This window comes from Streptococcus sp. 27098_8_109 (assembly GCF_041432295.1).
Taxonomy (GTDB): domain Bacteria; phylum Bacillota; class Bacilli; order Lactobacillales; family Streptococcaceae; genus Streptococcus.
The window spans coordinates 44,077-67,727 of sequence record NZ_JAPVZJ010000004.1 but is presented as its reverse complement, the minus strand read 5'-3'; the positions used below and the strand labels follow the sequence as shown (position 1 = coordinate 67,727).

The following is a 23,651-nucleotide window of genomic DNA, read 5'->3' as shown; positions in this document are numbered from 1 at the left end:
AATTAGAATGTTTCGGAAAAAGAAAAGAGGAAATCAAAATGAAAAAAACATGGAAAGTGTTTTTAACTGTTTTAACAGCTCTTGTAGCTGTTGTGCTTGTGGCCTGTGGTCAAGGAACTGCTTCCAAGGACAACAAAGAAGCAGAACTTAAGAAGATTGACTTTATCCTAGACTGGACACCAAATACCAACCACACAGGGCTTTATGTGGCTAAGGAAAAAGGCTACTTCAAGGAAGCTGGGGTGGATGTTGATTTGAAATTGCCACCAGAAGAAAGTTCTTCTGACTTGGTTATTAACGGTAAGGCACCATTTGCAGTCTATTTCCAAGACTATATGGCTAAAAAATTGGAAAAAGGGGCAGGAATTACTGCCGTTGCAGCTATCGTAGAACACAATACATCAGGAATCATCTCTCGTAAATCTGACAATGTAGCTAGTCCAAAAGACTTGGTTGGTAAGAAATACGGAACTTGGAATGACCCAACTGAACTTGCTATGTTGAAAACCTTGGTAGAATCACAAGGTGGGGACTTTGAGAAGGTTGAAAAAGTACCAAATAACGACTCAAACTCAATTACACCGATTGCCAATGGAGTATTTGATACTGCATGGATCTACTACGGATGGGATGGTATCCTTGCCAAATCTCAAGGTGTAGATGCTAACTTTATGTACTTGAAAGACTACGTTAAAGAATTTGACTATTACTCACCAGTCATCATTGCTAACAACGACTACCTCAAAGACAACAAAGAAGAAGCACGTAAAGTCATCCAAGCTATCAAAAAAGGATACCAATATGCTATGGAGCATCCAGAGGAAGCAGCTGATATCCTCATCAAAAATGCACCTGAACTCAAGGAAAAACGTGACTTTGTCATCGAATCTCAAAAATACTTGTCAAAAGAATACGCAAGCGACAAGGAAAAATGGGGGCAATTTGATGCAGCTCGCTGGAATGCCTTCTACAAATGGGATAAAGAAAATGGTATCCTTAAAGAAGACTTGACAGACAAAGGCTTCACCAACGAATTTGTGAAATAATGACAGAAATAAGACTAGAACACGTCAGTTATGCCTACGGACAAGATAGGATTTTAGAGGATATCAATCTGAAAGTGACTTCAGGTGAAGTGGTTTCTATCCTAGGCCCAAGTGGTGTTGGTAAGACTACGCTTTTCAACTTAATTGCGGGGATTTTAGAAGTTCAGTCAGGGAGAATTGTCCTTGATGGTGAAGAAAATCCCAAGGGGCGCGTGAGTTATATGTTACAAAAGGATCTGCTCTTGGAGCACAAGACGGTGCTTGGTAATATCATTCTGCCCCTCTTGATTCAAAAGGTGGATAAGGCAGAAGCTATTGCTCGCGCAGATGAAATTCTTGCGACCTTCCAGTTGACAGCTGTAAGAGATAAATACCCTCATGAACTCAGTGGTGGGATGCGCCAGCGTGTAGCCTTACTCCGGACTTACCTTTTCGGGCACAAGCTCTTTCTCTTAGATGAGGCCTTTAGCGCCTTGGATGAGATAACCAAGATGGAACTCCATGCTTGGTATCTGGAGATTCACAAGCAGTTGCAATTGACGACCCTGATTATTACGCATAGTATTGAGGAGGCCCTCAATCTCAGCGACCGTATCTATATCTTGAAAAATCGCCCTGGGCAGATTGTTTCAGAAATTAAACTAGATTGGTCTGAAGATGAGGACAAGGAAGTTCAAAAAATTGCCTACAAACGTCAAATCTTGGCAGAATTAGGCTTAGATAAGTAGAAAAATAGGGAGTTGGTGAAGATTATCCTTTACCAGCGCCCTTTTTCTTTTAAAAATGAGAAAATTTCGGTATAATAGTCAAAGATAGTCAAGGTTTAAAGAGAGAGGTGGGTTTGTAATGAGATTTAAAAATACATCGGATCATATTGAGGCCTACATCAAGGCGATTTTAGATCAATCTGGAATTGTGGAGTTGCAACGGAGTCAGTTGGCAGATACTTTTCAGGTTGTTCCCAGTCAGATTAACTATGTGATCAAGACACGCTTTACGGAAAGTAGGGGCTACTTGGTTGAAAGTAAGCGTGGTGGCGGAGGCTATATTCGTATAGGACGGATTGAGTTTTCTAGTCATCATGAAATGCTCAAGGAGCTGCTTTACTCAATTGGTGAGCGGATCAGTCAAGAAATTTATGAGGATATTCTACAGCTTTTGGTTGAGCAGGAATTGATGACCAAGCAGGAGATGAATTTGCTGGTAGCAGTAGCTTTGGATCGCATTCTAGGAGAAGAAGCTCCAGTTGTTCGTGCTAATATGCTACGACAGGTCATACAAGAAGTAGATAGAAAAGGGAAGTAAGATGAACTATTCAAAAGCATTGAATGAATGTATCGAAAGTGCCTACATGGTGGCTAGCCATTTTGGAGCTCATTATCTAGAGTCTTGGCACTTGTTGATTGCCATGTCCAATCACAGTTATAGTGTGGCAGGGGCGACTTTAAATGATTATCCGTATGAGATGGACCGTTTAGAAGAGGTGGCTTTGGAACTGACTGAAACGGACTATAGCCAGGATGAAACCTTTACGGAATTGCCGTTTTCTCATCGTTTGCAGGTCCTTTTTGATGAAGCAGAGTATGTAGCGTCAGTGGTTCATGCTAAGGTGCTGGGGACGGAGCACGTCCTTTATGCGATTTTGCATGATGGCAATGCCTTGGCGACTCGTATCTTGGAGAGGGCTGGTTTTTCTTATGAAGACAAGAAAGATCAGGTTAAGATTGCTGCCCTACGTCGAAATCTAGAAGAACGTGCAGGCTGGACTCGTGAAGACCTCAAGGCTTTACGCCAACGCCATCGTACAGTAGCTGATAAGCAAAATTCTATGGCCAATATGATGGGCATGCCGCAGACTCCGAGCGGTGGTCTCGAGGACTATACGCATGATTTGACAGAGCAAGCGCGTTCTGGCAAGTTAGAACCAGTCATCGGTCGGGACAAGGAAATCTCACGTATGATTCAAATCTTGAGCCGTAAGACCAAGAACAATCCTGTTTTGGTTGGGGATGCTGGTGTCGGGAAAACAGCTCTGGCGCTTGGTCTTGCCCAGCGTATTGCTAGTGGGGATGTGCCTGCGGAAATGGCTAAGATGCGCGTGTTAGAGCTTGATTTGATGAATGTCGTTGCAGGGACACGCTTCCGTGGTGACTTTGAAGAACGCATGAACAATATCATCAAGGATATTGAAGAAGATGGTCAAGTTATCCTCTTTATCGATGAACTTCACACTATCATGGGTTCTGGTAGTGGGATTGATTCAACTCTGGATGCGGCCAATATCTTGAAGCCAGCCTTGGCGCGTGGAACCTTGAGAACGGTTGGTGCGACCACTCAGGAAGAATATCAAAAACACATCGAAAAAGATGCGGCCCTTTCTCGTCGTTTCGCTAAAGTGACGATTGAAGAACCAAGTGTGGCAGACAGCATGACCATTTTGCAAGGTTTGAAGGCGACTTATGAGAAACATCACCGGGTGCAAATCACAGATGAAGCGGTTGAAACAGCCGTCAAGATGGCTCATCGTTACTTGACTAGTCGTCATTTGCCAGACTCTGCTATTGATCTCTTAGATGAAGCGGCAGCAACAGTGCAAAATAAAACTAAAAATGTAAAAGCAGACGATTCAGGTTTGAGTCCAGCTGACAAGGCCTTGATGGATGGCAAGTGGAAACAGGCAGCTCAGCTAATCGCAAAAGAAGAGGAAGTGCCTGTCTATAAAGACTTGGTGACAGAGTCTGATATTTTGACTACCTTGAGTCGCTTGTCAGGTATTCCAGTCCAAAAACTGACTCAGACTGATGCTAAGAAATACTTAAACTTGGAAGCTGAACTGCACAAACGTGTCATCGGTCAAGATCAAGCAGTTTCAAGCATTAGCCGTGCCATTCGCCGCAATCAGTCAGGGATTCGCAGTCACAAGCGTCCGATTGGTTCCTTTATGTTCCTAGGACCTACAGGTGTCGGTAAGACCGAATTGGCCAAGGCTCTGGCAGAAGTACTCTTTGATGACGAATCAGCCCTTATTCGCTTTGATATGAGTGAGTATATGGAGAAATTCGCAGCCAGCCGTCTCAACGGAGCTCCTCCAGGCTATGTGGGTTATGAAGAAGGTGGGGAGTTGACCGAGAAGGTTCGCAACAAACCCTATTCCGTTCTCCTTTTTGACGAGGTAGAGAAGGCCCATCCAGACATCTTTAATGTTCTCTTGCAGGTCTTGGATGACGGTGTCTTGACCGATAGCAAGGGACGCAAGGTTGACTTTTCAAATACCATTATCATCATGACGTCAAACCTTGGTGCGACAGCCCTTCGGGATGACAAGACTGTCGGATTTGGGGCTAAGGACATTCGTTTTGACCAGGAAAATATGGAAAAACGAATCTTTGAAGAGCTGAAAAAAGCTTATAGACCTGAGTTTATCAACCGTATTGATGAAAAGGTGGTCTTCCATAGCTTATCTAGCGACCATATGCAGGAAGTAGTGAAGATTATGGTCAAACCTTTAGTAGCAAGTTTGGCTGAAAAAGGTATTGACTTGAAATTACAAGCTTCCGCACTGAAATTGCTGGCAAATCAAGGATATGACCCAGAGATGGGAGCTCGTCCACTTCGCAGAACCCTGCAAACAGAAGTGGAAGACAAGTTGGCAGAACTTCTTCTCAAGGAAGAATTAGAGGCAGGCAGCACACTTAAGATTGGTGTCAAAGCAGGCCAGTTAAAATTTGATATTGCATAAAAATGGAGAATCAGGAGCAATCTTGATTCTCTTTTTTCTAGTTTTTTATAAAAAACTATTGACAAAACAAAAATATAGTTTATAATAAAAACATAGATAATAAAAATATAAAAAATTATAAAAAGATAATAGGTTTATGAAAAAGAAAACAGCAGTGGTATTTGGAACCTTTGCTCCGCTTCATCAAGGACATATCGATCTAATCCAGCGAGCGAAGCGGCAGTGTGATCAGGTCTGGGTTGTCGTTTCAGGCTATGAGGGAGATCGAGGGGAGCAGGTAGGCTTAACGCTTCAAAAAAGATTTCGCTATATTAGAGAGGCTTTTCGTGATGACGAGTTGACCTCCGTTTGCAAGTTAGATGAGACTAATCTTCCCCGTTACCCTATGGGCTGGCAGGAGTGGTTGGACCAAATGTTAGCGGAGATTTCCTATGATGAAACCCAGCAAGAGCTGATCTTTTTTGTAGGAGAAGCAGACTATCAGCAAGAATTATCTAAACGTGGATTTGGCACTGTCTTGCAAGAAAGAAAGTTCGGTATCTCAGCGACTATGATTCGAGAAAATCCAAGCAAATATTGGAAATATATTGCTCAACCCTTCCGACGTCAGTTTACAAAGAAAGTGTTGATTATGGGAAGTGCCAGCAATGGGAAGACCACTCTGGCCAAGGATTTGGCAAGGTATTACGATGCACCAGTCAGCCTGGAATACGCACGTGAGTATCAGATTAAAAACAATGTCCGCGATGATGAATTGACTCCAAAAGATTACTATTATCTCCTGTTGGGGCAGTATGACCAGACCTCTAAGTTAATCGATAGCAATGCCAATCGAGGCCTAGTGATAGCCGATACCAACTCCTTAGTAACCAAGGGCTACTATGATTATTACATGGAGACTGAGGATCAAGGGGACTTATCAGGAGAGACTTTTGACAATCTATTTGTTTCGATCTTGGCCAAGGAAAAATGGGACTTGATTCTCTTTGTGCAGCCTGTCGGCTCCTATGTCAATGATGGATTTAGAGATATGACCATGGCAGAAGACCATATTCGTCATAGTTTTTCCCAGCATTTGGACCAGATGAGAGAGCGATATTTAACCACCATTCCACTAGTTTATCTAGCTGAGGATTACCTAGGAAATTATGAAGCAGCCAAAGTGGCTATTGATGCCATTTACCAAGCAGATTAGGAGAAAATTATGAAAACAGTAACTGAAAAAATCACACAATTTATCGAAAACTTTAAAAATGTCCATGCCGAAGCCCGCAAGATTGGTTTTGCAGGGATCATGCGCCTGCTCTGGAAAGATCTCTTTGTTGGTCGTAGCCTTTTCCAGTGGTTGTATCTCATTGCCTTGTCAAGTATTCCCTTGATCTTGGAATTCACGCAAAATACGGAAAGTCATGATTGGCTGAGCTTGTTTGCATCTTGGACCGGGATTGTCTGTGTTATCTTGGTAGCAGAAGGGCGTGCAAGCAACTATCTCTTTGGGGCTATTAATTCGGCTATCTATTTGATTTTGGCCATGAATGCGACTTTTTATGGTGAAGTTTTGACGACCGTTTACTTCTTTGTCATGCAGCCGATTGGTCTCTATGCTTGGCTGTCCAACCGTATCAATGACCAAGGAAAAGCAGAAGAATCTCATTTTGAAGCTAAGAAATTATCTGTGCTTGACTGGCTCAAGTACTTGGCTTTGACTGCTATCATTTGGATTGGTATGGGCTTGGCTTACCAAAGTATCCATAGTGCTCGCCCTTTCCGTGATAGTGTTACCGATGCGACCAATGGTGTCGGTCAGCTCTTGATGACCCGTCTCTATCGTGAGCAATGGATTTTCTGGATTGCAACCAATCTCTTTAGTATCTATCTCTGGTGGGGTGAAAATATCCATATTCAAGGGATGTACTGGGTTTACACACTCAATAGTCTAGTAGGTTGGTACCAATGGACTAAGGCAGTTCGTAAGGAGGCATAAAATGACGGACACGATGATTCCAGCAGGGATGATGGAAAGAGAATATTTTGAAATTCATGCAAGTCAGGAGGAATTTTTGGATTGGTACTACAAGCAGGAACTTCCTCAATACGAAAAACCAAGTGTGACGGTGGATATGGTAGCCTACTGCTTTGTCGAAGGAAAGATCAAGCTCTTATTAATTCGTCGCAAGGCTCATCCATATCAAAATTGTTTGGCTCTGGTTGGAGGATTTATGGACAAGGGCGAAGACGCTGCGCATGCCTGCCAGCGTGAGGTTAGAGAAGAAGTTAATCTCAATCTTCCTTTGGAAAAAATTGAGCAATTGATGACCGTATCGACCCCCGGCCGTGACCCACGGGGCTGGACAGTGACCATTGCCCACTTGGTTTATTTGCCTAGTTGTGCATTAGAACTTGTTCAAGCAGGAGACGATGCCAAGGATGTCGTTTTCGTAGATGTCGATTTTCAGACAGGCAAGTGCTTCTTAGAGGGAGTAGAGTTGGAGGAGCAAGCCTTCGCTTTTGACCATTATGCCATTATCCAAGAATCCATCAAACGAATCCAAGGCCGTCTCGACTGGAATCCGACCTTCCTTTATCTGCTGGAGGAGGAGTTCACTGTCTACGAAGGAACTGAACTGGTCAATCTTATCAATCCCGGTCGTCCAATCGTCAGCAATAACTTTCTCGTAAAATACGGAGAATATGTAGAAGAAGTCGGACTCAAACGAGTACCTAAAAAGAAACCCAGAAAAACCTATCGATTGAAATAAAAAGCGAGGCCGGGAAAAAGTTCCCGACCTCTTTATTTGCCTTTATTAGTTTGATTTGCTGTTGCGACTGTTTTAGGGATGGCTATCTTTCTTAGAATTGCTCATGATGCGAATGAATAAATCTTTGTATTTATATTTTAAATAGGTTTCGTGTAAGTACAATAAAGCTATATTTACAATCATAAAAATGGTTATTAAGTAAAATAAATCAAATGTAGTCTGAGAGTAGCGAATTGCAGACTGATAAGACCAGAAAGCTCCCAAAATCATCCAAGGAAGATACTTGTAATATTTGCTTAACATAAACCTATACCTCCTATATCCTAGTTCGCTATTATTATATTCCTTTGCAGTTAAAGATGCAAGCGATTACACAAGAGCGATTTAAAAAATTTTAAACAAAATAGGAATTTTTCTCTGTTTTTTCTATTAGATTACGAATAAAGGAGTAGGAGGAGTAAATGTATCTAAATTATGTGAGATTTTTAAAATAGTTTAGATAAATTGTTGACATATTCAAATTTGAATGTTACAATTATATTACAAAAAGATTTCTTTATATTTCTAAAACATTACAAAGGAGTAGAAAAATGAAAAAGAAAACCTATATCAAATTGATGGCAGCAACTGTATTGGCTTCTACTTTGCTACTGGGAGCTTGTGGAAATAAAAAGGAAACAACTCAAGCAAGCAGTTCTGCTAAGACAAGCCAATCATCAAGTTCTAAAGTAGCTTCTTCTAGCAAAGAAAGCAAGACTCAGAAGTCCTCAAGTTCAGCTTCATCTGAAAAGGCCAAGGCGTCTACTGATCAATCTTCAGCAACTGCAACGCCATCACAAGCGGCACCTGCACCAGAGCAAAGACAAGGTCAAGAAGTGGCTAATCAACAGGCGGCTAGTCAACAAACTCCTGCTCAGACTCCTTCAACTCAACAGGCTCCTCAAGCCCAGTCTAACCAATCAAGCTATGATCCTACAACTGACCGCAAACTTCAAGACAAACAAGCAGAGCAAAATAAACGCTACAAGGGTGTTTTAACTATGGTAGATGGTGATTTCTCAGCTGCAGCGGGCAATTGGAAGGGAGCAAATGGCGAAACCATCACAGTTTCATCAGGTGGTCAATTTACAGTAGAATCTTCTGATGGAAAGAAAGAAAATTATTCTATCAAAGGTTATTCTTATACTCTTGATGATGGTAAGTATAATGCCAAAATTGGTGGGGGAAAAATCATCCAAATTACAACAGGAGCGGATGGTAAGGTTTCCAGTGTTACTTTGAATCAGTAATACCCCTCAGTATTTAAATTTTTACAATCAAAGAAAATCCGTCAGCTCAATAAGAGTTGACGGATTATTTTATACTTATACTTGGGTTAAAAATTCTTCTATAGTAAGAATTTGAGCAAACTCATCTTGTAGAGAAAGGAGATTAATCTCATGGATAGTCTCAGGAGAGATGGCCTGACCATTTTTGTTAGATAGGGTAAAACTGGCAGTGGCATCTGCTAGTAAAGTGACTTCAAAACCAAGATTTGCTGCCATTCGTATCGTAGTAGATACACAATGAGGCAGGGTTAAACCAACAACGACTAAATGACAAATCTGATTTTTTCGTAAATATGTTTCAAGATTTGTTCCAATAAAGGCGCTATTAACCGTTTTTTGAAAGACAGGTTCTGCAGTAACTGGCTCAAATCCACTTTTAAACACCTGATTTTGTTTGTTATGAAATTGCGACTGGGGATTATCAGATATGTGTTGAATGTGTAAGACTGGAAGACCGCGTTTACGAAAGTATGTCAGTACCCTCAATGCTTGAGATTCAGCTTGAGGGTTGTTTCGTTCTCCCCAGATGGGTCTATCAAATGCTTTTTGCATATCGATAATCAGTAGAGCAGTATGAACCATTTTAAGCCTTATCCAATTGCAAGAGAGCCTCAATCTCTGCCAGAGTGCTAGCTTGTGAAATAGCTCCACGGAGTTTGGCTGCGCCAGATGTTCCACGGAGGTAGTGAGGAGCGAGGCCACGGAATTCACGAACTGCTACGTTTTCCCCTTTGAGGTTAATCAAACGTTTCAAGTGTTCGTAGGCGATTTTCATCTTGTCTTCAAAGGTCAAATCAGGTAGGATTTCTCCTGTTTCAAAATAATGGTTGATTTGGTTGAAGAGGTAAGGATTTCCCATGGCAGCGCGGCCAATCATGACTGCATCAGCACCGACTTCTTCGATGCGTTGTTTGGCTTCTTGGACAGTACGGATATCACCGTTGGCGATAAATGGAATCTTGGTCAAAGCTTGAGCGACCTTGTGAAGGGTCTCAAGGTCTGCGTGACCTGTATACATTTGCTCACGGGTACGGCCATGCATAGCGAGGGCAGAAACACCTGCAGCTTCAGCAGCCAGGGCATTTTCCACGGCAAGAGATGGATCAGCCCAACCGGTACGCATTTTGACAGTAAGTGGGATATCAAGGACAGATTGAACCTTATTGATAATAGAGTAAATCTTGTCTGGGTCCTTGAGCCACATAGCGCCAGCTTCGTTCTTCACGATTTTGTTAACTGGGCAGCCCATGTTGATATCCACGATATCGGTTTTGGTGTTTTCTTGGATGAATTCTGCTGCGCGTGCGAGGCTGTCTTCATCGCTACCAAAAAGTTGGATAGAGACTGGGTTTTCGCCTTCATCGATATGAAGCATGTGCAGGGTTTTTTCGTTGTTGTATTGGATTCCCTTGTCAGAGACCATTTCCATAACAACGAGTCCAGCTCCGAGTTCTTTTGCAATAGTACGAAAGGCTGAGTTGGTGACACCAGCCATGGGTGCTAAAACGGTACGATTGGGAATCTCAACATTGCCAATCATAAAAGGTGTATTAAGATTTGTCACGAATGAGTTCCTCCAGGTCGTTTTCATCAAAGTTGTAAGTAGTTTGGCAGAATTGACAAGTAATTTCTGCTCCGTGGTCTTCCTCTTTCATTTCCTGTAAGTCTGAGCTTGGAAGGCTGGCAAGAGCGTTCATAAAGCGTTCATGGCTACAGTCACATTGGAAACGAATTTCTTCTTCAGAAAGACGTTTGTAGGCCTCGTCACCATAGATAGCCTTGAGGAGTGCTTCGATATGGTCTTCACTTTCGAGAAGGGTTGAGATAGCTGGCATTGCTTGGATGCGTTTTTCAAAGCGAGCAATCTCTTCTTCCTTGGCTCCAGGCAAGACTTGAACTAGGAAACCACCTGCAACTTTTACCTTGTCTTCCTCGTCCAAAAGGACATTGAGACCGACGGCTGAAGGGGTTTGTTGGCTCTCAGTCAGGTAAAAGGCCAGGTCTTCACCAATTTCCCCAGAGATGAGGGGAGTCATAGAGTTGTAGGGATTTCCAGTACCGTAGTCTGTGATAACGAGGAATTGACCATTTCCAACAAAAGGTCCAACTAGAACTTCACCAGTTGCAGTCTTTTTGATGTCAACACCAGGATTTTGAACGTAGCCTTTGACATTACCCTTTGTATCAGCGACGGTGATGATAGCCCCTAGAGAGCTAGAACCCAGCACCTTAACTGTTAGTTTAGTATTTCCTTTTTCATTGGCTGCGAGAATCTGGCTGGCGATAAGAGTTCGACCAAGCGCTACAGTTGAGCTAGCTTGGGTTTGGTGTTTTTCTTGAGCAGTGCGGACAGTTTCTGTGCTATCAAGGACAAAAGCACGAAAGGCGCCACTTTCTGATATAGTTTTAATAATTTTATTCATAGCTACTATTTTAGCATAAAAATGCCCAAAGGGGGAGCCGTGTGTTTGTTGATTTTCAGGATAATGGACCAGGAAATCAGCATGAAAATAAAAAGAGAAACAGATTATTTCAGCATTTGGAAGATTTATGTATGCTTAAGGAAGAAAATGAAAGGGGTAACAAATGTATTTAGGCGACTTGATGGAAAAGGCTGAATCTGGCCAATTTTCAATCCTTTCCTTTCTATTACAAGAGTCTCAGACGACCGTCAAGGCTGTGATGGAGGAAACAGGATTTTCAAAAGCAACCCTAACAAAATATGTCACCCTGCTCAATGACAAGGCTCAGGAAAAAGGTCTGGATCTGAAAATTCGTTTGGCAGATGAAATTTTGAGTTTATCAATTGGTCCTGCAGTCAAAGGGCGAGAGATTCGAAGCTTATTTTTAGAAAATGCCATAAAATACCAAATTCTAGTCTATCTTCTCTATCACCAACAGTTTTTAGCCCACCAGCTGGCTCAAGAGTTGATGATTAGTGAGGCAACACTTAGTCGTCATTTATCAAGTTTGAACCAGATTTTATCAGAATTTGATTTATCCATCCAAAATGGGCGGTTGCGTGGCCCAGAACATCAGATTCGCTATTTCTATTTCTGTCTTTTCCGCAAGGTCTGGTCCAGTCAGGAATGGGAAGGCCACATGCAGAAACCAGAGAGAAAGCAGGAGATTGCCAGTTTAGAAGAAATCTGCGGTGCAAGTTTGTCTTCAGGGCAGAAACTGGACTTGGTTTTATGGGCTCACATCAGCCAACAACGTCTTCGGGTCAACGCCTGTCAGTTTCAAGTGATAGAAGAGAAAATGCGAGAGTATTTTGACAATATTTTCTACCTTCGTTTGCTTCGAAATGCTCCGTCCTTTTTTGCTGGGCAACACCTTCCTCTAGGAACTGAGGATGGGGAGATGATGATTTTCTTCTCTTTCCTCCTATCTCATCGCATTCTTCCTCTTCATACTATGGAGTATATACTTGGATTTGGAGGGCAGTTGGTAGATTTGCTGACGCAATTGATTCAAGAAATGAAGAAGGAGGAGCTATTGGGGGATTATACAGAGGACCATGTCACCTATGAACTCAGTCAGCTTTGTGCTCAAGTCTGTCTATACAAGGGCTATATCTTACAGGATCGCTACAAGTACCAGTTAGAGAATCGTCATCCTTATTTGTTGATGGAACATGATTTTAGGGGAACGGCAGAGGAGATTTTTCATGCTCTACCGGCCTTTCATCAGGGGACAGATCTAGATAAGAAAATTCTCTGGGAATGGCTCCAGTTAATCGAATATATGGCTGAAAATGGTGGCCAGCATATGCGGATTGGTCTGGATTTGACATCTGGTTTTCTTGTCTTTTCAAGGATGGCAGCCATTTTGAAACGGTATTTGGAATACAATCGTTTTATTACCATTGAAGCCTATGATTGTACTCGGCATTATGATTTGCTGGTTACCAATAACCCGATTCATAAGAAGGAACAGACCCCAGTTTATTATTTAAAAAACGATTTGGATCTGGAAGATTTGGCAGGGATTCGTCAGTTATTATTCACTTAATACTCTTCGAAAATCTCTTCAAACCACGTCAGCGTCGCCTTACCGCACTCAAGTACAGCTTGCGGCTAGCTTCCTAGTTTGCTTTTTGATTTTCATTGAGTATAAAAGGCCTGGTTGTTTCAGGTCTTTTTTGTGAAATTCACACAATCTCCTCACATTTTTTAAAAAATTAAAAAAAGTTGATAAGCAAGAAAGCGCTTTATTTTGTATACTAGTAAGTGTAAAGAGGAAACATCCTCAAGATCTTTATCAGGAGGACAGCACATGTCACAAGAAAAATACATCATGGCCATTGACCAGGGGACTACAAGCTCTCGTGCCATTATTTTCAACAAAAAAGGAGAAAAGGTCAGCTCGAGTCAAAAAGAGTTTACCCAGATTTTCCCTCAGGCAGGTTGGGTAGAGCACAATGCCAATGAAATTTGGAACTCAGTCCAGTCAGTTATTGCGGGTGCTTTCATCGAAAGTGGTGTCAAGCCAAGTCAAATCGAAGCAATCGGAATTACCAACCAACGTGAAACAACTGTTGTCTGGGATAAGAAAACAGGGCTCCCTATCTACAACGCTATCGTTTGGCAGTCTCGCCAAACAGCCCCTTTAGCTGAGCAACTAAAAAACCAAGGTTATGTGGAAAAATTCCATGAAAAGACTGGTTTGATCATCGATGCTTACTTCTCAGCGACTAAGGTTCGTTGGATTTTGGATCATGTTGAAGGTGCTCAAGAGCGAGCAGAAAAAGGGGAATTGCTCTTTGGTACTATCGATACTTGGTTAGTTTGGAAATTGACTGACGGTGCGGCTCACGTGACCGACTACTCAAACGCAGCTCGTACCATGCTTTATAACATTAAAGAACTCAAATGGGATGATGAGATTTTGGAAATCCTCAACATTCCTAAGGCTATGCTTCCGGAAGTTCGTTCTAACTCTGAAATCTACGGTAAGACAGCCCCATTCCATTTCTATGGTGGAGAAGTCCCAATCTCAGGTATGGCTGGTGACCAACAGGCAGCCCTCTTTGGACAGTTGGCCTTTGAGCCTGGTATGGTCAAGAATACTTATGGAACAGGCTCTTTCATCATCATGAATACTGGTGAAGAAATGCAGTTGTCTGAAAATAACCTCTTGACAACGATTGGTTACGGAATTAACGGCAAGGTTTACTATGCCTTGGAAGGTTCTATCTTCATCGCAGGAAGTGCCATTCAGTGGCTTCGTGACGGTCTTCGCATGGTTGAAAATTCACCAGAATCTGAAAAATACGCTCGTGATTCTCACAACAATGATGAAGTTTATGTCGTTCCAGCATTTACAGGTCTAGGTGCTCCATACTGGAACCAAAACGCTCGCGGTTCTGTCTTTGGCTTAACTCGTGGAACAAGTAAAGAAGACTTTATTAAGGCGACTTTGCAATCTATCGCTTATCAGGTGCGTGATATCATCGACACCATGCAAGTGGATGCTCAGACAGCTATTCAAGTCTTGAAAGTGGACGGTGGTGCAGCTATGAACAATTTCCTCATGCAGTTCCAAGCTGACATTTTGGGAATCGATATCGCACGCGCCAAAAACTTGGAAACAACAGCCCTAGGAGCAGCCTTCCTAGCAGGTTTGTCAGTAGGTTATTGGAAAGACTTGGATGAGTTGAAACTCTTGAATGAGACAGGAGAGCTCTTCGAGCCATCGATGAACGAATCTCGCAAGGAACAACTCTACAAGGGCTGGAAGAAGGCTGTAAAAGCAACGCAAGTCTTTGCGGAAATCGATGACTAATACTCAATGAAAATCAAAGAGCAAACTAGGAAGCTAGCCGCAGGTTGCTCAAAGCACTGCTTTGAGGTTGTAAATGAAACTGACGAAGTCAGTAACCATACATTCGGTAAGGCGACGCTGACGTGGTTTGAAGAGATTTTCGAAGAGTATAATACTGGAAGAATAAAGCGACTTAGTTAGAAAGTGTGTAAATATGGAATTTTCAAAGAAAACACGTGAATTATCAATTCAAAAAATGCAGGAACGTACCTTGGACCTCTTGATTATCGGTGGAGGAATTACAGGGGCTGGTGTAGCCTTGCAGGCAGCAGCTAGTGGTCTAGATACTGGTTTGATTGAAATGCAGGACTTCGCAGAAGGAACATCCAGCCGTTCAACAAAATTGGTTCACGGCGGTCTTCGTTACCTCAAACAATTCGACGTAGAAGTGGTATCAGATACAGTTTCAGAACGTGCTGTAGTTCAACAAATCGCACCACATATTCCAAAACCAGACCCAATGCTCTTACCAGTTTACGATGAAGATGGAGCGACCTTTAGCCTCTTCCGTCTTAAAGTAGCTATGGACTTGTACGACCTTTTGGCAGGAGTTAACAACACACCAGCTGCTAACAAGGTTTTGAGCAAGGAAGAAGTTTTGGAACGCCAGCCAAACTTGAAGAAAGAAGGCTTGGTAGGAGGTGGGGTTTACCTTGACTTCCGTAACAACGATGCCCGTCTCGTGATTGAAAACATCAAACGTGCCAACCAAGACGGTGCCCTCATTGCCAACCACGTGAAGGCAGAAGGTTTCCTCTTTGACGAAAGTGGCAAGATTACAGGTGTTGTAGCTCGTGATCTCTTGACAGACCAAGTCTTTGAAATCAAGGCTCGTCTGGTTATCAACACAACAGGTCCTTGGAGCGATAAAGTACGCAATTTGTCTAATAAGGGAACCCAATTCTCACAAATGCGCCCAACTAAGGGAGTTCACTTGGTAGTGGATTCAAGCAAGATCAAGGTTTCACAACCAGTTTACTTTGACACAGGTTTGGGTGATGGCCGTATGGTCTTTGTTCTCCCACGTGAAAACAAGACTTACTTTGGTACAACCGATACAGACTACACAGGTGATTTGGAACATCCAAAAGTAACTCAGGAAGATGTGGATTATCTACTTGGCATTGTCAACAACCGCTTCCCAGAAGCCAACATTACCATTGATGATATTGAAAGTAGCTGGGCAGGTCTTCGTCCATTGATCGCAGGCAATAGCGCTTCTGACTACAATGGAGGAAATAACGGTACAATCAGTGATGAAAGCTTTAACAACTTGATTGCGACTGTTGAATCTTATCTCTCTAAAGAAAAAACGCGTGAAGATGTTGAGTCTGCTGTCAGCAAGCTTGAAAGCAGTACCTCTGAGAAGCATTTGGATCCATCTGCAGTTTCACGTGGTTCGAGCTTGGACCGAGATGACAATGGCCTCTTGACCCTTGCTGGTGGTAAAATCACAGACTACCGTAAGATGGCTGAAGGAGCTATGGAGCGCGTGGTTGACATCCTCAAAGCAGAATTTGACCGTAGCTTTAAACTGATCAATTCTAAGACTTACCCTGTTTCAGGTGGGGAATTGAACCCAGCAAATGTTGATTCAGAAATCGAAGCCTTTGCGCAACTTGGAGTGTCACGTGGATTGGATAGCAAGGAAGCTCACTATCTCGCAAATCTCTATGGTTCAAATGTACCGAAAGTCTTTGCCCTTGCTCATAGTTTAGAACAAGCACCAGGACTCAGCTTGGCAGATACTTTATCACTTCACTATGCAATGCGCAATGAGTTGGCTCTTAGCCCAGTTGACTTCCTCCTTCGTCGTACCAACCACATGCTCTTTATGCGTGATAGTTTGGATAGCATCGTTGAGCCAGTTTTAGATGAAATGGGACGATTCTATGACTGGACAGAAGACGAGAAAGCAACTTACCGTGCGGATGTTGAAGCAGCCCTTGCTAACAACGATCTAGCGGAATTGAAAAATTAAGAAAAACTAGAAGAGAGGGAGACAAGCCTTCCTTGCCTTCCCTCTCCTTCTTTAAAATGGAGACAACGATATGATGAAAGAATTATTTGGAGAATTTTTGGGGACTTTAATCCTGATTCTTCTAGGAAATGGTGTTGTTGCAGGTGTGGTTCTTCCTAAAACCAAGAGCAACAATGCAGGTTGGATTGTGATTACTATGGGTTGGGGAATTGCTGTAGCCGTTGCGGCTTTTGTATCTGGCACGCTCAGCCCAGCCCACCTAAATCCAGCTGTAACGTTTGCGATGGCCTTAAAAGGAACGCTCTCTTGGGCTTCCGTTTTCCCATACATCCTAGCTCAGTTCGCAGGGGCTATGCTGGGTCAGATTTTGGTTTGGTTGCAATTCAAACCGCATTATGAGGCAGAAGAAAATGCAGGCAATATCCTGGCAACCTTCAGTACTGGACCAGCTATAAAAGATACTGTATCAAACTTGATTAGTGAAATCCTTGGCACCTTTGTATTGGTATTGACAATCTTTGCTTTGGGACTTTATGACCTTCAAGCAGGAATCGGAACCTTCGCAGTGGGAACTTTGATTGTCGGTATCGTTCTATCACTAGGTGGGACAACAGGTTCTGCCTTGAACCCTGCGCGTGACCTTGGACCTCGTATCATGCATAGCATTTTGCCAATTTCAAACAAGGGAGACGGAGACTGGTCTTACGCTTGGATTCCAGTTGTGGGACCTGTTATCGGTGCAGCCTTGGCCGTGCTTGTATTCTCGCTTTTCTAATCTAGAAAACAATTATGTTGAAAAGCTTGAGATGAAAATCTCAGGCTTTTTCATGTAAAAACCATCACTTTTGTTTTCTGCTATTTTATGCTAAAATATTAAAAATCAAATTTTAATTCCAAAGTTGGCAACTAAGATAGGAGAGCTATATGTCTAATTCATTTATCAAGTTGTTAGTCTCTCAATTGTTTGCAAATTTAGCAGATATTTTCTTTAGAGTAACAATCATTGCTAACATATACATTATTTCAAAATCAGTAATTGCCACGTCACTAGTTCCCATTTTAATAGGGATATCCTCTTTTGTTGCGAGTCTTTTAGTTCCTTTAGTTACTAAAAGGATAGCGCTAAATAGGGTTTTATCTTTATCCCAATTTGGAAAGACTATATTATTAACGATACTGGTAGGAATGTTTACCGTAATGCAATCCGTAGCGCCTTTGGTAACCTATCTATTTGTTGTGGCAATTTCAATATTAGATGGTTTTGCAGCACCTGTTTCCTATGCTATTGTGCCACGCTATGCGACCGATTTGGGTAAGGCTAATTCAGCCTTGTCAATGAGTGGTGAAGCTGTTCAATTGGTGGGTTGGGGATTAGGTGGACTCTTATTTGCAACAATTGGTCTGTTACCTACCACGTTTATCATTTTAATATTGTATATCATTTCTAGCTTTCTGATGTTATTTCTTCCTAACGCTGAAGTGGAGGTGTTAGAGTCAGAAACTAATCTTGAAATTTTGCTCAGAGGTTGGAAGTTAGTTGCTAGAGATCCTAGATTAAGACTTTTTGTATCAGCAAATTTATTTGAAATTTTCTCAAATACGATTTGGGTTTCGTCTATCATACTTGTCTTTGTAACTGAGTTATTAAATGAAACGGAAAGTTACTGGGGATATTCTAATACAGCATACTCTATTGGTATTATAATTAGTGGCTTAATTGCTTTTCGGCTATCTGAAAAGTTTCTTGCTTCTAAATGGGAAAGTATTCTTTTTTCTCTTATAGCCATGGCAATAGTGACGCTGACTATTCTATTTTTGCCAAATGCACAGATGTTTTTAGTATTTTCAGCTTTAGTTGGTATGTTATCGCAGCTAAAAGAAGTTCCTGAAAGTGTATTTCTTCAGGAAACAGTAGAGGAAAATAACTTGGTTAATGTCTATTCCGTTCTGGAAGTGATTTCGACACTAGCATTTTCAGTATTTGTTTTGCTAATGAGCTATATTACTGAGAGTTTTGGTATTAGTATCAGTTTTTGGATATCGGCCATTTGTCTGGTGATAGAAGCTATTTTAATTTATATCAGACGAGATTATTTTAAATGAGAGACTAGTTAAAAAGTCTTTAAAAATCAGAAAATCGCATAGTATCAGGTGTTGAAAAAACTTGATATCGTGCGTTTTATTATGGGAAGATTTCCTTCATTTTCTCATGAAATGGAGTTTTGAAACAGTATCACTCTACTTGAAATATACATAGAAAAAGCGCATAACCCTTAAAATAAGCTGAAATCTAGTGAAAATGTACGGTAAACAATTGAAAAACTAGCCTATAAAGTGGTACAATGGTAGAAAAATACTATAGTAAGAGTCTATCTTATTTAGCAAAAATTACAGAAATGAATGGTTTTTCTTGATGAAACAGAGAAAAGAATTGTACCTCTTTCTTGGTCGGACAGCCTTGTATTTTCTTATCTTTCTGGGGCTGCTTTACTTCTTTAGCTATCTTGGTCAGGGTCAAGGAAGCTTTATCTATAATGAATTTTAACTTGAAGGAGAATCCCTATTGTGTCAAATAAACCAATAGTAGATATGATTGAAACCATTGAGCATTTTGCTCAGACACAGCCTAGCTATCCTGTTTACAATGTTTTGGGGCAGGAACATACTTATGGAGATTTGAAGGCTGATTCAGATAGTTTGGCTGCAGCCATTGACCAACTAGGCTTGCCTGAGAAGTCTCCTGTAGTTGTTTTTGGTGGCCAAGAATATGAAATGTTGGCAACCTTTGTTGCTCTGACTAAGTCAGGCCATGCCTACATTCCCATTGATAGCCATTCGGCTTTGGAGCGAGTTTCAGCTATTTTAGAAGTAGCAGAGCCAAGCTTGATTATTGCCATCTCAGACTTCCCATTGGAACAGGTTTCTACGCCAATGATGACTCTAGCTCAGGTTCAAGAAGCCTTTGCTCAAGGGACTAGTTATGAGATTACGCATCCAGTCAAGGGTGATGATAACTACTACATTATCTTTACTTCTGGTACGACTGGTAAGCCTAAGGGAGTGCAAATTTCCCATGATAACCTCCTCAGCTTTACCAACTGGATGATTACGGACAAGGAATTTGCGACGCCAAGTCGTCCGCAAATGTTGGCTCAGCCACCTTATTCTTTTGACTTGTCTGTCATGTATTGGGCTCCGACCTTGGCACTGGGAGGAACTCTTTTTGCTTTACCATCTGTCATCACTCAGGACTTTAAGCAACTCTTTGCGACCATCTTTTCATTGCCGATCGCTATCTGGACTTCAACGCCTTCTTTTGCGGATATGGCCATGTTGTCTGAAGATTTTAATAGCGAAAAAATGCCTGGAATTACGCATTTCTACTTTGATGGTGAAGAATTGACGGTCAAAACAGCTCAAAAACTGCGCGATCGATTCCCAAATGCCCGTATTATCAATGCCTACGGACCAACAGAAGCGACAGTAGCCCTATCAGCTGTTGCCGTGACAGATGAGATGTTGACGACTCTCAAACGCCTACCAATCGGCTATACCAAGGCTGATTCTCCAACCTTTATCATTGACGAGGACGGCAATAAATTGCCAAATGGCGAACAGGGAGAAATCATTGTTTCGGGACCAGCCGTTTCAAAAGGTTATATGAACAATCCTGAAAAAACGGCAGAAGCCTTCTTTGAGTTTGAAGGTCTACCAGCCTATCACACCGGAGATGTGGGAACCATGACGGATGAAGGCTTGCTTCTCTACGGCGGACGCATGGACTTCCAGATTAAGTTTAACGGTTACCGCATTGAGCTAGAAGATGTCTCTCAAAACCTCAATAAGTCTCGCTTTATCGAGTCTGCTGTAGCTGTGCCACGTTATAATAAAGACCACAAGGTGCAAAATCTATTGGCTTATGTCATCTTGAAAGACGGTGTTCGTGAGCAGTTTGAGCGAGATATTGATATTACCAAGGCTATCAAGGAAGATTTAACAGATATCATGATGTCCTACATGATGCCATCTAAATTCCTTTACCGAGACAGTTTGCCACTGACTCCAAATGGAAAGATTGACATCAAAGGATTGATTAACGAGGTGAATAAGAGATGATGGAGTTCTTTCAACAGCTTCCTCATTTAGAGCCATATGGTAATCCTCAGTATTTTGTCTATGTGATTGCTGCAACCTTGCCCATCTTTATCGGTCTCTTTTTCAAGAAACGCTTTGCCTGGTATGAAGTACTGGTTAGTCTTTTCTTTATCGTCACCATGTTGGTAGGTGGGAAGACCAATCAGTTGGCTGCCTTGGGTATTTACCTTTGCTGGGAAATATTGCTCCTGCTTTTCTACAAGCATTATCGAAAAAGCAAGGATGGCAAGTGGGTCTTCTACCTAGTTAGCTTTCTATCCCTCCTTCCGATTATCTTTGTCAAGGTGCAGCCAGCTATCAATGGAACGCAGTCTTTGCTTGGGTTCTTGGGTATTTCTTATCTGACGTTTCGTTCGGTTGGGATTATCATCGAGCTGAGAGATGGAGTGATTAAGGATTTTACCCTCTGGGAATTCCTCCGTTTCCTTCTCTTCATGCCAACTTTCTCGAGTGGTCCAATCGATCGCTTTAAGCGTTTTAAAGAAAATTATCAGACCATTCCTGAGCGGGATGAGTTGATGGATATGTTGGATGAATCTGTTCGCTATATTATGTGGGGATTTTTGTACAAGTTTATCCTGGCTCATGTTTTAGGAGAAACTTTACTACCTCCTCTGAAGAATCTAGCCCTGCAGTCAGGCGGCTTCTTTAACCCCTATGCCTTGGCAGTTATGTATATCTTTGGTATGGAGCTCTTCTTTGACTTTGCAGGTTATTCTATGTTTGCCTTAGCCATTTCAAACTTGATGGGAATCCGTAGTCCTATCAACTTTAATAAGCCTTTTTTATCAAGGGATTTAAAGGAATTTTGGAATCGTTGGCACATGAGTCTCTCTTTCTGGTTCCGTGACTTTGTCTTTATGCGCATGGTGATGGTATTGACCAGAAAGAAGGTCTTTAAAAATCGTAATGTAACCTCAAGCGTGGCCTATATTGTAAATATGCTGATTATGGGATTTTGGCATGGTGTGACCTGGTACTATATCGCCTATGGACTCTTTCATGGATTGGGCTTGGTCATCAATGACGCTTGGATTCGCAAGAAAAAAACGCTCAATAAGGAACGGAAAAAAGCAGGGAAGCCTGCTCTACCTGAGAATCGCTGGATTCAGTTGCTTGGCATGGTTATCACCTTCCATGTCGTCATGCTGTCATTCTTAATCTTTTCTGGATTCTTGAATGATCTATGGTTTAAAAAATAAAGGAAATAAAATATGGATATCAAATCAGAAGTTATCGAAATTATTGATGAGTTGTTTATGGAAGATGTTTCTGACATGATGGATGAAGATCTTTTTGACGCAGGTGTCTTGGATAGTATGGGAACGGTTGAATTGATTGTGGAGATTGAGAACCGTTTTGACATTCGTGTCCCTGTAACAGAGTTTGGTCGCGACGACTGGAATACAGCCAATAAAATCATAGCTGGTATTGTGGAGCTACAAAATGCTTAAACGCTTATGGATGATCTTCGGGCCGGTCTTGATAGCTGGTTTGTTGGTTTTTCTGCTCATTTTCTTTTATCCTACTAGTAAAAGTTATAATTTATCAGAAGAAAAACGATATGCAGCAGCGATTAGTACACAAAGTTTCAGAGAAAGATTTCAGAAAGTGAGAGCTCTTTCGGATCCAAATCTACGATTTATTCCCTTTTTTGGTTCTAGTGAGTGGATTCGATTTGATAGTATGCATCCAGCTGTTTTAGCGGAGAAGTACAATCGTTCGTATAGACCCTATTTTTTAGGACAAGCAGGAGCAGCTTCTTTGAATCAGTACTTTGGTATGCAGCAAATATTGCCAGAGCTAGAAAATAAACAAGCTGTTTTTGTTATTTCTCCTCAGTGGTTCACAGAAACGGAGTATGAACCTGCAGTTTTTCGTAGGTATTTTAACACGGATCAATTGGGCGCTTTTTTGGAAAATCAGTCTGGAGATCTTTCAAGTCGTTACGCCGCTACGCGTTTAATGAAAAAGTATCCTAATGTAGTATTGGGAGATATAGTCAAAAAAATAACCGAGGGTGAGCGACTTTCAGAAATAGATAAGACACTCATAGATACATTGGCACGATTCAACCAAAAACAATCATTTCTATTTGGACAATTGTCAGTGAATGATGGAGAAAAATATAGAGATCGCGTGGAGAAGTATCTAAAAGACTTACCAGATAAGTTTTCCTACGATGAATTGAGAGAAATTGCTGTAAAAGATGCTGAAGCAAATACCACGAATAATGATATGGGGATGGAAAATCATTTCTATGATACGCAAGTAAAGAAAGATTTAAAAAAGTGGAAGGATTATCAGAAAAATTATAATTTTCTAAAATCCTCCGAATATAATGACTTGCAATTAGTCTTGAATCAATTTGCGAATTCAAAAGTGAATGTATTGTTTGTGATTCAACCTGTTAATAAAAAATGGATGGATTATACGGGATTAAATCAAGATATGTATCAACACGCAGTTGAAAAGATTCGTTACCAGTTAGAAAGCCAAGGTTTTACCAATATAGCAGATTTTTCAAAAAATGGTGCTGAACTTTATTTTGTAAAAGATACAATTCATATTGGTTGGTTGGGTTGGTTAGCTTTTGACAAGGCAGTTGATCCTTTCCTATCCAATCCCACACCAGCTCCGACTTACCACTTGAATGAGCGCTTTTTCAGCAAAGATTGGGCGACTTATGATGGAAATGTCAAGGAATTTCAATAGATAATAATATGGAAGAGTTCAAGAATGAAACTGGTTTTCACGTTTTTTCTTGACTCTTTTTTTGGTTGTGATATAATTAACCAGTAAATAATTTTTCAAAGA

The 23,651-nt window shown here is 41.5% G+C and carries 22 protein-coding genes; 18 read left to right on the top strand and 4 right to left on the bottom strand.

Annotated elements, in window-relative coordinates; all coding sequences use genetic code 11:
* Positions 1–38: 38 nt before the first annotated feature.
* The 7 genes from O3664_RS02750 to O3664_RS02720 all read left to right on the top strand — a co-directional run bounded on the left by O3664_RS02750 (position 39) and on the right by O3664_RS02720 (position 7,544).
* A complete protein-coding gene (locus O3664_RS02750) occupies positions 39–1,046 on the top strand; it encodes an ABC transporter substrate-binding protein (protein ID WP_004255331.1) in 1,008 nt (335 codons plus the stop codon).
* A complete protein-coding gene (locus tag O3664_RS02745) occupies positions 1,046–1,774 on the top strand; it encodes an ABC transporter ATP-binding protein (RefSeq protein ID WP_173876694.1) in 729 nt (242 codons plus the stop codon). Before O3664_RS02750 ends, O3664_RS02745 begins: the two co-directional genes overlap by 1 nt.
* 118 nt (positions 1,775–1,892) lie before the next feature.
* Positions 1,893–2,351 carry a CtsR family transcriptional regulator gene (locus O3664_RS02740; protein WP_261029080.1) on the top strand — a complete coding sequence of 153 codons (459 nt, stop codon included), beginning with the start codon at positions 1,893–1,895 and terminating at the stop codon, positions 2,349–2,351.
* A 1-nt stretch (position 2,352) separates the two neighbouring features.
* Positions 2,353–4,785 (top strand): ATP-dependent Clp protease ATP-binding subunit, encoded by a 2,433-nt coding sequence (locus O3664_RS02735; protein WP_371613609.1) that lies wholly within the window; start codon positions 2,353–2,355, stop codon positions 4,783–4,785.
* 136 nt (positions 4,786–4,921) lie between these two features.
* The gene (locus tag O3664_RS02730; protein ID WP_261056851.1) at positions 4,922–5,980 is read left to right on the top strand and encodes an AAA family ATPase; all 1,059 of its coding nucleotides are present in this window, start codon (positions 4,922–4,924) and stop codon (positions 5,978–5,980) included.
* A gap of 9 nt (positions 5,981–5,989) precedes the next feature.
* A complete protein-coding gene (gene pnuC, locus O3664_RS02725; RefSeq protein ID WP_261056850.1) occupies positions 5,990–6,769 on the top strand; it encodes a nicotinamide riboside transporter PnuC in 780 nt (259 codons plus the stop codon).
* A 1-nt stretch (position 6,770) separates the two neighbouring features.
* On the top strand, positions 6,771–7,544 hold the full coding sequence (locus tag O3664_RS02720) for an NUDIX hydrolase (RefSeq protein ID WP_261056849.1): 774 nt from the start codon (positions 6,771–6,773) through the stop codon (positions 7,542–7,544).
* Between the two features lie 72 nt (positions 7,545–7,616).
* On the opposite strand, the gene O3664_RS02715 is transcribed toward O3664_RS02720, so the two are convergent.
* Entirely contained in the window at positions 7,617–7,847 is a 231-nt protein-coding gene (locus O3664_RS02715) for a hypothetical protein (RefSeq protein WP_084928031.1), read from the bottom strand.
* 287 nt (positions 7,848–8,134) lie between these two features.
* On the opposite strand from O3664_RS02715, the gene O3664_RS02710 reads away from it, so the two are divergent.
* Positions 8,135–8,833 carry a hypothetical protein gene (locus O3664_RS02710; RefSeq protein ID WP_084928030.1) on the top strand — a complete coding sequence of 233 codons (699 nt, stop codon included), beginning with the start codon at positions 8,135–8,137 and terminating at the stop codon, positions 8,831–8,833.
* Between the two features lie 75 nt (positions 8,834–8,908).
* Here O3664_RS02710 and O3664_RS02705 read toward each other — a convergent pair whose 3' ends face one another.
* Genes O3664_RS02705 through hslO form a run of 3 tightly spaced genes read right to left on the bottom strand, consistent with a single transcriptional unit; the run spans position 8,909 to position 11,295 of the window.
* Entirely contained in the window at positions 8,909–9,454 is a 546-nt protein-coding gene (locus O3664_RS02705; RefSeq protein ID WP_261079632.1) for a cysteine hydrolase, read from the bottom strand.
* 1 nt (position 9,455) lies between these two features.
* Entirely contained in the window at positions 9,456–10,436 is a 981-nt protein-coding gene (gene dusB, locus O3664_RS02700) for a tRNA dihydrouridine synthase DusB (protein ID WP_000183308.1), read from the bottom strand.
* A complete protein-coding gene (gene hslO / locus O3664_RS02695; protein WP_371613608.1) occupies positions 10,423–11,295 on the bottom strand; it encodes an Hsp33 family molecular chaperone HslO in 873 nt (290 codons plus the stop codon). The genes dusB and hslO overlap by 14 nt, the downstream gene beginning before the upstream one ends.
* Before the next feature lie 163 nt (positions 11,296–11,458).
* On the opposite strand from hslO, the gene O3664_RS02690 reads away from it, so the two are divergent.
* The 10 genes from O3664_RS02690 (at position 11,459) to dltD (ending at position 23,549) form a co-directional block, all read left to right on the top strand.
* Positions 11,459–12,886: a helix-turn-helix domain-containing protein gene (locus O3664_RS02690; protein ID WP_371613607.1), complete on the top strand. Its 1,428-nt coding sequence runs from the start codon at positions 11,459–11,461 to the stop codon at positions 12,884–12,886.
* Positions 12,887–13,150: 264 nt separating this feature from the next.
* Complete coding sequence (gene glpK, locus O3664_RS02685; protein WP_261265932.1) at positions 13,151–14,659, top strand: glycerol kinase GlpK; 1,509 nt, start codon at positions 13,151–13,153, stop codon at positions 14,657–14,659.
* A gap of 193 nt (positions 14,660–14,852) precedes the next feature.
* Entirely contained in the window at positions 14,853–16,679 is a 1,827-nt protein-coding gene (gene glpO / locus O3664_RS02680) for a type 1 glycerol-3-phosphate oxidase (RefSeq protein ID WP_153210232.1), read from the top strand.
* 70 nt (positions 16,680–16,749) lie between these two features.
* Complete coding sequence (locus O3664_RS02675) at positions 16,750–17,454, top strand: MIP/aquaporin family protein (protein ID WP_227326022.1); 705 nt, start codon at positions 16,750–16,752, stop codon at positions 17,452–17,454.
* 149 nt (positions 17,455–17,603) lie between these two features.
* A complete protein-coding gene (locus tag O3664_RS02670) occupies positions 17,604–18,782 on the top strand; it encodes a ryptide export MFS transporter (protein ID WP_020902150.1) in 1,179 nt (392 codons plus the stop codon).
* Positions 18,783–19,092: 310 nt separating this feature from the next.
* Positions 19,093–19,224, top strand: coding sequence for a teichoic acid D-Ala incorporation-associated protein DltX (locus O3664_RS02665; protein WP_000813667.1), 132 nt, complete (start codon positions 19,093–19,095; stop codon positions 19,222–19,224).
* A 20-nt stretch (positions 19,225–19,244) separates the two neighbouring features.
* Entirely contained in the window at positions 19,245–20,795 is a 1,551-nt protein-coding gene (gene dltA, locus O3664_RS02660; protein WP_265483423.1) for a D-alanine--poly(phosphoribitol) ligase subunit DltA, read from the top strand.
* A complete protein-coding gene (gene dltB / locus O3664_RS02655) occupies positions 20,792–22,036 on the top strand; it encodes a D-alanyl-lipoteichoic acid biosynthesis protein DltB (protein ID WP_084928729.1) in 1,245 nt (414 codons plus the stop codon). The genes dltA and dltB overlap by 4 nt, the downstream gene beginning before the upstream one ends.
* Positions 22,037–22,048: 12 nt before the next feature.
* Positions 22,049–22,288: a D-alanine--poly(phosphoribitol) ligase subunit DltC gene (gene dltC, locus O3664_RS02650; RefSeq protein WP_000351967.1), complete on the top strand. Its 240-nt coding sequence runs from the start codon at positions 22,049–22,051 to the stop codon at positions 22,286–22,288.
* Complete coding sequence (gene dltD, locus O3664_RS02645; RefSeq protein WP_371613606.1) at positions 22,281–23,549, top strand: D-alanyl-lipoteichoic acid biosynthesis protein DltD; 1,269 nt, start codon at positions 22,281–22,283, stop codon at positions 23,547–23,549. Before dltC ends, dltD begins: the two co-directional genes overlap by 8 nt.
* Positions 23,550–23,651 lie beyond the last annotated feature (102 nt).